This window comes from Treponema sp. JC4 (assembly GCF_000260795.1).
In the GTDB taxonomy this organism is placed as follows: Bacteria; Spirochaetota; Spirochaetia; order Treponematales; family Treponemataceae; genus Treponema_D.
On record NZ_AJGU01000050.1, the window covers coordinates 1 to 11190 of the forward strand.

The following is an 11190-nucleotide window of genomic DNA, read 5'->3' on the forward strand; positions in this document are numbered from 1 at the left end:
AAAAAGACCGCGAAGATTTGATTTTCCGCCGTGCAATTGTGGAACTTTCCTAGTTTTTTGACGTAAAAACATTCTTTTATATAAACATCTTTTATTTTCTTTTTGCATTATAAAATTTATGGGTGTATAATTTTTAGTAGCTACAATTATGTCTTGCAAGGAGATGTTTAAAGTATGAAAAGTCTAAAACTATCTGTAAAAATTGGTGCCCTTATTGCATTTGCAATAATTCTTGCTTCTGCTTCAGTTGCTTTTGTTTCAACAAAAATCGTTGCGTCCCGAATTGCGGCAATGGTAATGGAAAATCTTGAAACAACCGAGCTCGGTGTTGATGAGACACTTACTCAATGGACTGAGCAGCTCAAGTATTCTACTCTTGTTTTGGCTGATAAAACGCGTCTTGCAACTGCCCTTGCAGATGGTGATCTTGATACAGCAAATTCTCTGGCTCTGGATGACGGTTCTGAGATGGACATTGATTTTCTTGTAGTTGTAGACCGCAGCGGACGTGTTGTAGGTGGAAACGGCGGAATAGGAAAGAATGTTTCAAATGTTTATTCAGTAAGTAATGCCTTGCGTGGAAATCCAGCAGCATCTTATGAGTCTACAGATTTTTATCCTTTCAGTTTGAGTTATGCTTATCCTGTAAAGAAAAACGGTAATGTTGTAGGTGCTGTACTTGGAACTTACAGTTTAAGTGATAGTGAATTTGTAGATACAATCAAAAATACCTATAAACTTGAATGTACTATTTTTGAAGGAAATATTCGTGCCGCAACTACTCTTGGCGCAAATCTTGTAGGAACAAAACTTGATAATGAAGCTATTGTTCAGCAGGTTTTAAAAGAGGGTACCCGCTATCAAGGAATGAATACAATAAGTGGACAGAGATATATGTCGATTTATGCTCCGATTGGTGATGCTAGCGGTGATGTTGACGGTATGCTTTTTATTGCAAAGTCTACAGCTGTAATCAACCAGACAATGAATCATATTCTTCTTATAATTATTCCTATTATTGCTGCCCTTGTAATTGTTCTTTGCGTTATTTCTGCACTGATTCTTGGTGGACTCTTGAAACCTCTTAATGGCGTAAAAGATACTCTTAATGATATTTCCAGCGGTGATGCAGACCTTACAAAACGTATCGAACTTAAATCTCAGGATGAAATCGGTGCTGTTGTAAACGGATTTAATACTTTTGCAGGAAAACTTCAGAACATTATTGGTGATGTAAAATCTTCTAAAGATGAACTTATGGTTGCAGGTGAAAACCTTACAACTGCAACTCACGATACAGCAAGTTCAATCACAGAGATTGTTGCAAATATCGACAGTATGAAAAAGCAGATTGAAGGACAGACTCAGAGCGTTAACCAGACTGCCGGAGCTGTTACCGAGATTGCTTCTAACATTGAATCTCTTGGCCGCATGGTTGAAACTCAGTCAAGCGGTGTAACCCAGGCTTCTGCTGCCGTTGAACAGATGATTGGTAACATTTCTTCTGTAAATACTTCAATGGATAAGATGGCTCACTCATTCAATGATTTGCGTTCTAATTCGCAGGTGGGAATTGACAAGCAGAAGGCTGTTAATGACAAGGTTGAACAGATTGAAAACCAGTCACAGATGCTTCAGGAAGCAAACGTTGCAATTGCAAATATCGCAAGCCAGACAAACCTTCTTGCCATGAACGCTGCAATCGAGGCAGCTCATGCCGGTGAAGCAGGTAAGGGATTTGCCGTAGTTGCTGATGAAATCAGAAAGCTTTCAGAAACTTCTACTGCCCAGTCAAAGACAATCGGTGTTCAGCTTAGCAATATTAAGGAATCAATCAATGAGGTTGTATCGGCTTCTAGTGAAGCAAGTATTGCCTTTGAATCGGTTTCTAAAAAACTTGAAGAAACAGATGCCCTTGTTATGCAGATTAAGTCTGCAATGGAAGAGCAGAATGAAGGTTCTAAGCAGATTACCGAAGCCCTTCACAGCATGCAGGACAGCACTCTTGAAGTAAAGAATGCTTCTGCCGAAATGGAAGAAGGAAATAAAATGATTCTTAAGGAAGTTCAGACACTTCAGGATGCCGCTATGAACATGACTCAGAGCATGGAAGAAATGAGCATCGGTGCTAAAAACATCAACGAAACCGGCGCTGCCTTGAGCGAAGTTTCAGATCAGATTAATCACTCAATCGACAAAATCGGCGTTCAGGTAGACCAGTTTAAAGTTTAGGCAGGTGTTAGTTTTTAGAAAATGCTCTCGGCAGAGCGAACAAGGGTTCTCTGCGGGAGCATTTTTTTTGTAGGAAAAATTTTTAAAATCTGTTAAACTAAACTTATGACCGATGAAGATTTCGGCGCTATAGTTCGCGCCGACATTCAAAATAGATATGACGAACAGGATAACCGCCTTCGTCCTAAAATGCTTAATGATTTTTTAGGTCAGGAAAGCATAAAAAAGAATCTTTCTACATTTATAGAGGCTGCAAAACAGCGTCAGGAAGCTCTGGATCACCTGCTTTTAATCGGGCCTCCGGGACTTGGAAAAACTACTCTTGCACAAATCACTGCAAATGAACTTGGAGTTGACTTTAAGGTAACTTCCGCACCGGCTCTTGATAAGCCAAAAGATCTTGCCGGCATTTTAAGCACAATCACAGAGCGTACTGTATTTTTTATAGATGAAATACACCGCTTAAAGCCTGCAATTGAAGAAATGCTTTATATTGCAATGGAAGATTTTGAGCTTGACTGGATAATCGGGCAGGGGGCTGCGGCCAGGACTGTCCGTATTCCTCTTCCGCCTTTTACTCTGGTAGGGGCTACGACAAAGGCCGGCAGTGTAAGTTCTCCTCTTCGTTCACGTTTTGGTTTTATTCCCCGCTTTGAGTTTTACACTCAGGAAGAGCTTTCTAAAATCATCATAAGAAGTGCGGGAATCTTAAACGTTCAGATTGAAAAAGACGCAGCCCTTTTACTTGCCCAGTGCTGCCGTGGAACGCCTCGTGTTGCAAACCGTGTTCTCCGCCGAATGCGCGATTTTGCCCAGGTGCAGGGAAGCGGCTGCATAACAATTTCAACTGTGGACGAGGGGCTTAAAAAGCTTGAAATTGACGAGCTTGGTCTTGAAAAAGCCGACCGCGATATTCTTCGCTCAATAATCGAAAACTTTGGCGGAGGGCCTGTTGGAGCAGAAACTCTTGCAATCAGCATTGGGGAAAGCATTGATACGCTGGAAGATTACTATGAGCCATATCTTATTCAGTGCGGACTTTTACAGAGAACACCGCGCGGACGCATGGTAACGGCAAAGGCTTATTCTCATCTGGGCCTGCAAAGTGCGGAAGCTGTGACTGATTCAAAAAACGGACAGCAGTCTTTATTTCTGCAAAGGTCGTAACCGGTCTTACAACTTCCGAATGTACCGAACCTTTGCTTAACATTTTGCAAGGCAAAATGTTGTAGGATTTCTTTTTAGGAGTTTTTAGATGAAAACATCTGATTTTAACTTTGAATTACCAGAAGAACTTATTGCCCAGCACCCTAGTGGAGTACGCGGGCAGGATAAACTTATGCTTTTGAACCGCCAGACAGGCGAGTTTGAACATCACATGATGGATGATTTACCGGATTTAATTACGCCCGACACCTTGATGATTTTTAATAATTCCCGCGTGCGCCGTGCAAGAGTTTACGGAATTAAGGAAACTACCGGCCGCGAATGCGAGTTCATGTTTTTGAACACAATCGACAAGGACTGCTGCATCTGGAATACAATGGTTAAAGGTGCGAAAAAGCAGAAACCTGGAATGCATTATAAATTCCCGGACGGCACTGTTGGAACTATTGTAGAGCATGCAGGAAATGCCGGAACAGAATTCCGTGCAATGAAGTTTGATTTTGCAATTGACGAGAACTGGTTTGAGCGTAACGGTCATATTCCTCTTCCTCCGTATATCAAACGTGGAGATACCGAGGAAGACAGTGAGCGCTACCAGAACGTTTACGCAACTGATACTGGTTCTGCAGCCTGTCCGACAGCAGGTCTTCATTTTACGGAAGAAATGCTCAAGCGTCTCTCTGACAAGGGAATTGAACGTCACTTTGTAACCCTTCACGTTGGACTTGGAACCTTCCTTCCTGTACGCGAAGACGAAATTGAAAATCACAAGATGCATGAAGAATGGTATACAATTCCCCTTGAAACTGCCGCTGCCATCAACAAGGCAAAAAAAGAGGGAAGACCAATTCTTGCGGTAGGAACTACAAGCGTTCGTACCCTTGAAAGTGCCGCAAAAGCAATCATAGATGCAGGCGGAAAACCGGGTGACAACGACATCTGGGTAAATGCCGGAACTTCTTCTACCAGCATTTTTATGTACCCGGGTTATAAATTTAACGTAGTAGACAAAATGTTTACGAATTTCCATACTCCGGAAAGTACTCTTATTATGCTGGTAAGTGCCTTTGCCGGCCGTGAACATATCTTAAATGCCTATGAAGCAGCCGTAAAAGAAAAGTATCACTTCTTTAGTTATGGCGATTGTATGTTTATTAGGTAAGCTGCTCAAACGAATATCGCGTTAAATTAAAAAACTGCTGTTTCATTACGTCGCTGATCATTTTGTCGGTTGCGGTTTTATTAAAGGCATTTGCAGCATCTTCGCAAATCTGGCTTACGTCTTTTTGAGAAAGTGGCAGTCGCTTTCCTACAAGAGAGTTTTCAAATTCCTTGCTGTGAAAAGTGAAAGGGCCTGCAAAAGTCAGGCGGACGCTTAACAGACTGTTTTTTTCGATTTTTGCAAGGAAGGCAAAGGAAGCCGAAAGCTCTGAAATTCCTTGGTCTGGACCAATGCGACGGAAAATTGAAAGATCGGAATCCAGAAGGGGAATGCGGATTGCGGTAAGAATGCTTCCCTGAGCAACGGATTTAAAACTTAAAATGCTTTCCGAATAAGATTCAGAGGATGTTTTAAAATCAAGCTTTGCATCCAGAGCCATAAGAGGGGCATAAAGAGTGTGTTTCTGGCCGCTTGAAAGAATATTTCCTCCAATTGTTGCCATATTTCGTATAATTGGATTTGCAATAGATAAAAGGGCTTCGTAAAGAATTTGCGGCAGGTGATTTTGTCCCAGTGAAAGAAGTTGATTTAAGGTAACTCCGGGACCTACTGTAAGAAATCTTTCATGTCTTGTAATGTGATTAAAGTCCTTAATCTGTTTTATGGAAACTGCTTTTTTGGGAAAGTCTTCGTTTCCTGTGCAGCCACCAACAATCTGTGCGCCCTGATTGTTTTTCAGAAGGGTGAGAAGTTCGTTAGGAGTTTTTGCATAAAGCATCTGTTTTATCATTATTTCTCTCCTTCAATTTTTGTAACGCGTTTTAAGCGTTTTGCCTGAAGCTGCATAGCATAGATTACGCCGTTTACCAGGGTTTCAAGGTCTGTGCAGCAGGAAGAGAGGTGCTTCATTTGCTCTTTTATTTCCTGTCGGGTAGGAATTTTTGTGTTTTTTAGAATCTGATAGGCTGAAAAAATCTTTCCAGAATTGCAGTAGCCACAGAGTTTAATTCCGGCTTTATTGAAGCCGTCCATGATGATTGTAAAAAAATCAGATTTTTCAAAATAGTCCAGGGTAATTATTTCCATGTCTTTTACAAGACCTGCTGGGATTTTGCAGGAAGCTACAGGTACCTCGTTCAAAAGTACGGTACAGGCTCCACAGGCACCTTCCATGCAGGCGCTTTTTACAGAAGGGCAGCCGTTTTTATGCAAAACTTTAACTAAGGGCTCGTCTGCCTGGGCGTCAAGAATAACTTTTGTTTTATTGAGTGTTACTGGTATTTTCATTGATTTACTTCTCCCCGCTGTTTAATCAGTGTATAAAGCTGGCGTTCTGTACAGGGAAGCTTTGTTACCTGAGTTGCCAGTGCAGAAGAAAGTGCCGAAGCAAAAGCGGCCGGAAGGGAGTTATGAACAAGTTCTCCGACCTGACCGGCTGCATTTTTAGAAGGAATAAACTGTATGAAAACCTCATCGCAGGTTACGTTTTTTCCCTGAACCAGAAGAGAAAGTTCTTTTTGAACCTCCAGTCGGACTGTACGCAGGGCTGCGGCTTCATCAAGAATTTCTCCGCAATCTATTGAAAGCCAGATACCGCGGATTTTTTCGTTGTAAGTATAAGGATCAAGTTCAACTTCTGTTACGCAGGAAATAAGCGAAGAGGACATAAAAGGTGTTCCGCAGAAATTGTCTTTATTCCATTTGTTTTTGGCGCTGGCAGATACACTTTTTTTGGAAGTAATAGGAAGCGGCTGATGAAAACGCTTTTTTTGAATTTCAAGGCAGCATTTTTTTATCAGCTGATTGATAATGCCGATTGTACTGAAGGAATCTTCCGGTGATTTTGGCATTTCTTCCAGGGTAAAGTTTGAATCTATCTGAACATTTGTCTTTGGAAGCTCCAGAATTTTACTTGCAGTTGTTCTCCATATATCCTGATTTACGTTTGAAGTCTGAATTGTGTGAATGCTTACTTTTTCGTCTGGAAGCAGGGTGACTTCAATTTTTGGATAATAGGAAAAAGAGCTGATTCCGTGATAGCCTGAATTATTGTAGGCGCAGGAAAGCCCGATTCCGCGGAGTGGGAAGGCGAAAAATGGTTCCTGTCCCTGTTCAACGCGGTCAATGGAATCCATATGGAAGGAAGCATATTTTCTGTTGAAATCGCTCATGCGGACTGTATTCTGTATAACTTCAAGAATATTGCTGTCTTCAAATTCAAAGGGAAAGTCTTTTACTTTTTCCAGATTGATTGTTCTGACATCATCCGGGAAGATTCCTGTAATATTACTGATTTTTTGAATCTGATTTTCTATTGCAAAGAAGCTTTGTGAATCCACTCCCTTAATGCTTATGGTTGTCGGTGGATTTTTTGAGGTTTTTGCCTGAGCCTTTATGTAAAGGTTTTTAGTTTTATAGAAATTAACAGAAGCAATAGCAAGTCTGTCTGTAATTTCCTGGGCAAAAGGATTTTCTGAACCAACATCAATTGCGATATTTACTTTAAGAGCCTTTATACGGCCTTCTTCGTTTACCGCTGCCTTATAAGTGATGTCGGTCTTTACCCCAGGTCCCATAAATTCTTCCTGCTCGCTTTGAGAAAGCATGAGTTTTACAGGTTTTTTTAGAAGATATGATGCCAGGGCGGTCTGCACTGCTATCTGCGTTGTTCTCCACAGTCCGTCAGAGTAAAGGCTGGAAGTCTTTGTTTTGTGAATGAATATTAATTCCGGATTCAGATTTAAGGCTTCTGAAAGAACCTTTTGCAAAAAGAAAGTCCACTTTGTAGGTGCATAAACGTGAAGTTTTTCTCCTTCTGTGTAACAAAAGGCTCCTGATGGTTCCTGCCATTTTGGATTTACGATTGTCTGGGACCAGCTTTCTTCTATTACATATTTTTCGCTTTCAAATAATTCTTTATCTGCTTCTTCCTGGCTAAGTTCCTTGAAGGAACCTGAAGAAATAATTCTTTCGCCTACAACTTTTTCTGCCTGCGTATTCTGGTTTTTATTGTCAATTACGGAGTCAAGAGAGGGAAGTTCGTTTAAGCTTGTAGCAAGATTATCAAGATCTGAAAGTGAATCCTGTGCAGGGGACGGCAGTTTTTCAGAAAGAATTTTATTCTTGCTGCTGCTTTTCATTACATTTGTCAGGGCTGATTCAAGGTTTTGAATGTCAAAATAAATTGCTGCCCTGTCTGTAAGTTCTTTTATTTCAAGTTCATCAGGTCCTACAATGATTCCTAAAGGTTCTCCGGTATAATTTACGTTTTTGTAGCCCAGAATCTTGGTTACCGTATTGTTGAATTCCATTATTTTTGAACCTGGAATATCTTTTGCGGTAAAAAGAGAATAGCCTTCGGGCATATCCGGGATTTTTATATCTTTTACAATACCTGTATTTGCAGGGCTTCGTATAAGGGCTGCATACAGCATTCCTTCTTTTGAGAAATCACTGTAAAAGCCTTTTGCATCCAGAGAGCGTGTTACAATTTTAGGTGCCTTTGTAGATTTAGCCATTTATTCTATTATATAGCATTTTCTGCTAAATGTGATTTTCTTTTCCAATTTTTGTTATTGTTTCTATTACTAAATCAGCCTGTTCTTCTGTTTCATCCGGGAAGAGAGGAATAGAAATTGTTCTCTGATACTGTTTTTCTGCATTAGGGTAGTGTTCTGCCCTGAATTCCGGATAAAGTTCTTTCCAGTAGGTAAAGTGAAAGAGAGGAATGAAGTGAACTGAAATTCCAAGTCCCGCTTCCTGCATTTTTTTTGCAAAAGCTTCCCTGGTGATTTTCAGTTTGTCCAGGTTCAGCCTCATTAAATAAAGATGCCAGCAGTTTCCCTTTCCATCTGGCGGAAGCTGAATAAAATCCAGCTGTGAAAAGGCCTTGTTATATCTTTCTACGATTTTTTTTCTCTGTTGGTAAAAGAGCCAGGCTCTGTCTAACTGGCAGCAGCCGATTGCAGCCAGCACATCCGGAAGATTGCATTTATATCCCGGTGCAACAATGTCGTATTCCCAGGAAGCACGTGGAGAAGTATAGCGGTCCCAGGTGGTTCTGTCCATTCCGTGAAGGCGCATAACTGTCATTCGTTTTGCAAGTGCCTGATTGCGGGTGCAGACCATTCCGCCTTCCGCCGTTGTAATTGTTTTTGTAACATAAAAACTGAAAACCCCGGCATCTCCGATTGCCCCTGCAAAACCAAGCTCAGTTGGAGAAGGAAAAGAGTGGGCGGCATCTTCAATTACATAGATTTTGTGGTCAGGTCTGCTGTAGCGGTGAGCAAGTTCAACAATTTTTTTCATGTTGCAGATATTTCCGGCAATATGAACCGGAACGATTGCCTGAACCTTAGGAGAACCGCTTTCTGCATCTTTTTTTAAGATTTCTTCTATTTTTTCAGGATCAATGCTGTAATTATCTTTTTCTACATCTGCAAAATAAACATCTGCGCCTAAATGGCGGGCACTTGCTGCAGTAGAAACAAAGGTGTAGGGTGTGGTAATTACTGCAGTCCCTGCCTTTACTCCGCAGGCTTCCATTGCAAGTATCATTCCGCTTGTATTTGAGTTTACAGCAAGACTGATAACCGGCTCTGTAGAAAGCCCCAGATTTTTTCTGTTTTTTGAAACTTCTTCTTTTGTAAAGGGTGATTTATCACTTTCTGTCATTGCGCAGGTGAATTTTTTTTCAAATTCCAGCGCATATTTTCCTGTTGTAAGCCAGCCAGAGCGGAGTACGTTTAATACAGCATCTTCTTCGTCTTTTGTAATTGCCGCTCTTTGAAACGGAACCATATTTTCATTTGCCATAGTTGTATTTTTTTTACCTGACTGTATTCTATCACAAAATTTTTCTTAAGTGAATTCAAAAAGAAACCGAAAAGTAAGTAAGAAATAAAAGAAGGGGAAAATCATGGGGATTAAAAAATTCTTTATGTTTTTAATGACTGCCATCTGTTTTTGTACGGCAAGTTTTGCGCGTCAGATTTCAGTTCAGATTTTGCAGCAGGATAGCGCAATCGAAGAAATCAGTGAAAAATCCTATGATATAGAAACTTTTGTTCTGGACGGTTTTTTTGAAAAAAATTATATCGTCACAACTTCAGAAGCTTCAATGTTCAACACAGATGATGAGGCGCTTGCCCTTTGGAAAAGCGGACTTGGAGAAGCCTTGAACGGTTCTTCTGATTATTTTGTTCAGATTGAAGTATTTTATATTTCTGATGAAAGTGTAAGAAAGGCAGAATCTAAAATAGAAAAGATTGTCTGGAAACTTGCAAGAGTAAAAACCGGACTTGTAATTAATTCTGCAACTTTATCGGATATTAAATTTCAGCCGAACGGACAGGAAGATTTGAGTGCAATTGCCGCAAATCTTGTAAAAAATATAAATAGTGCAATAAAGGCCTAGTGTTCTTAAGGATGGGTAGGAATATGAATAAGATTTTTTCAAAATTGACAAAACTGGCTATGCTGGCTGCGGGCACTCTGATGCTTGCTTCTTTTAGTCCTTCTTTAGACGGAAGGGCTGTTGTCGTTGATGACGGGGTAATGCCTTCAGGACTTTTTGCTAAGACTGTCGGATATTTGCCGGGGGATATTATCAGCGTAACAAATGTGGCACAGAATAAGAATGTTGACCTTCTGGTAATTGGTGCCCTTGATGCTTCAGAAGGGGTTGCAATTATGCTTACTCCTGAAGCTGCCCAGGCCTGCGGAATTGAAAAAGATTCAAACTCAATCGTAAAGATTACAAAACGTAACGGACAGGATGACCGTGTTTATGGAAATGCCGTTATTTCTTCTAATAACCAGACTGCAGGTGCAGAAAAGAAAGTAACAGATAATCCTTCTGCTGATTCTGTTGCTGAAGAAGTTTTCCAGGAAGAAAATATTCCTGCTGTAAGTCAGGCTGAAAGTTCTGAACCTGAAAGTAAAGCTGAAACAGAAAGTGTACTTGCTGCTGCACCTTCTGAAGAAGATAATTTGAGTAAGACTTTTAATGAAGTTGAAGAAGATGACTTTGAAACAGAAAAAATCGCTGCTGTAACAGAAAAAGAAAACGAAGCGCCTCTTATTGAAAAAGCAGAAGATAGCTCAGAAGCTCAGTCTCGTGCTGCAGAACGTGCAGAAGCTGCAATTTCGGCTCTTCCTCTACCTGTAGTTGAAGAAGAAGTAAATAAAACTCCTTTTGATGAAGAAGAGCTTGAAGAAGCAAAAACTCCAGCTTCTTCTATTGCTGCCCTTCCTTATGAAGAAAGTGAAACTTCTTATGATGATGGTCTTTATGATGATTCAGAATCTTATGAGGCAATTGTTCTTGTTCCTTCTGGAGCAAATCCTCCGGTGTCAGACTCTCCTGCAGCAGTTTCAAAAGAGCCTTGCGAAAAAACTGAGCCTACATATACTTCTCAAGTTTCTGCTGCCCCTAAGGCAAATGCAGTAAAAGCAGACCTTACATATCAGAACTTTATGGTTTCTGGAAGCGGAGATTTGAAACGCAATTCTTATTATATTCAGATTGCAACAATGAGGGATGATGCAAACATTCAGGAAGTTGTAAACAAATATGGAAATAATTATCCGATTACAATTGTGCCTGTAAAAAACAATTACAAAGACAG

General features: G+C 40.5%; 9 protein-coding genes. 5 read left to right on the forward strand and 4 right to left on the reverse strand.

Annotated elements, in window-relative coordinates; all coding sequences use genetic code 11:
- Positions 1-174 precede the first annotated feature (174 nt).
- The 3 genes from MSI_RS14375 to queA all read left to right on the forward strand — a co-directional run bounded on the left by MSI_RS14375 (position 175) and on the right by queA (position 4561).
- On the forward strand, positions 175-2232 hold the full coding sequence (locus MSI_RS14375; protein WP_009107441.1) for a methyl-accepting chemotaxis protein: 2058 nt from the start codon (positions 175-177) through the stop codon (positions 2230-2232).
- Between the two features lie 105 nt (positions 2233-2337).
- Positions 2338-3399 carry a Holliday junction branch migration DNA helicase RuvB gene (gene ruvB / locus MSI_RS12040; protein WP_009107443.1) on the forward strand — a complete coding sequence of 354 codons (1062 nt, stop codon included), beginning with the start codon at positions 2338-2340 and terminating at the stop codon, positions 3397-3399.
- 88 nt (positions 3400-3487) lie between these two features.
- A complete protein-coding gene (gene queA, locus MSI_RS12045) occupies positions 3488-4561 on the forward strand; it encodes a tRNA preQ1(34) S-adenosylmethionine ribosyltransferase-isomerase QueA (RefSeq protein WP_009107445.1) in 1074 nt (357 codons plus the stop codon).
- Here queA and MSI_RS12050 read toward each other — a convergent pair.
- Genes MSI_RS12050 through MSI_RS12065 form a run of 4 tightly spaced genes read right to left on the reverse strand, consistent with a single transcriptional unit; the run spans position 4554 to position 9376 of the window.
- On the reverse strand, positions 4554-5351 hold the full coding sequence (locus MSI_RS12050; RefSeq protein WP_009107447.1) for a xanthine dehydrogenase family protein subunit M: 798 nt from the start codon (positions 5349-5351) through the stop codon (positions 4554-4556). The two genes, queA and MSI_RS12050, sit on opposite strands and share 8 nt — an antisense overlap.
- The gene (locus MSI_RS12055; RefSeq protein ID WP_009107449.1) at positions 5351-5848 is read right to left on the reverse strand and encodes a (2Fe-2S)-binding protein; all 498 of its coding nucleotides are present in this window, start codon (positions 5846-5848) and stop codon (positions 5351-5353) included. The genes MSI_RS12050 and MSI_RS12055 overlap by 1 nt, the downstream gene beginning before the upstream one ends.
- Positions 5845-8079 (reverse strand): molybdopterin cofactor-binding domain-containing protein, encoded by a 2235-nt coding sequence (locus MSI_RS12060; RefSeq protein ID WP_009107451.1) that lies wholly within the window; start codon positions 8077-8079, stop codon positions 5845-5847. Before MSI_RS12060 ends, MSI_RS12055 begins: the two co-directional genes overlap by 4 nt.
- A gap of 25 nt (positions 8080-8104) precedes the next feature.
- Positions 8105-9376 carry a DegT/DnrJ/EryC1/StrS aminotransferase family protein gene (locus MSI_RS12065; protein WP_009107453.1) on the reverse strand — a complete coding sequence of 424 codons (1272 nt, stop codon included), beginning with the start codon at positions 9374-9376 and terminating at the stop codon, positions 8105-8107.
- Positions 9377-9479: 103 nt separating this feature from the next.
- Here MSI_RS12065 and MSI_RS12070 point away from each other — a divergent pair, with 103 nt between their 5' ends.
- The gene (locus MSI_RS12070) at positions 9480-9977 is read left to right on the forward strand and encodes a hypothetical protein (RefSeq protein ID WP_009107455.1); all 498 of its coding nucleotides are present in this window, start codon (positions 9480-9482) and stop codon (positions 9975-9977) included.
- Positions 9978-10000: 23 nt separating this feature from the next.
- Positions 10001-11190, forward strand: a 1190-nt coding sequence (locus tag MSI_RS12075) for a hypothetical protein (protein ID WP_039924854.1), incomplete at its 3' end; no start/stop codon positions are given.

Bases quoted from the DNA above. Each gene is read 5' to 3' on its own strand.
- MSI_RS14375 (WP_009107441.1), top strand. From the start codon at position 175: ATGAAAAGTCTAAAACTATCTGTAAAAATTGGTGCCCTTATTGCATTT.
- ruvB (WP_009107443.1), top strand. From the start codon at position 2,338: ATGACCGATGAAGATTTCGGCGCTATAGTTCGCGCCGACATTCAAAAT.
- queA (WP_009107445.1), top strand. From the start codon at position 3,488: ATGAAAACATCTGATTTTAACTTTGAATTACCAGAAGAACTTATTGCC.
- MSI_RS12050 (WP_009107447.1), bottom strand. From the start codon at position 5,351: ATGATAAAACAGATGCTTTATGCAAAAACTCCTAACGAACTTCTCACC.
- MSI_RS12055 (WP_009107449.1), bottom strand. From the start codon at position 5,848: ATGAAAATACCAGTAACACTCAATAAAACAAAAGTTATTCTTGACGCC.
- MSI_RS12060 (WP_009107451.1), bottom strand. From the start codon at position 8,079: ATGGCTAAATCTACAAAGGCACCTAAAATTGTAACACGCTCTCTGGAT.
- MSI_RS12065 (WP_009107453.1), bottom strand. From the start codon at position 9,376: ATGGCAAATGAAAATATGGTTCCGTTTCAAAGAGCGGCAATTACAAAA.
- MSI_RS12070 (WP_009107455.1), top strand. From the start codon at position 9,480: ATGGGGATTAAAAAATTCTTTATGTTTTTAATGACTGCCATCTGTTTT.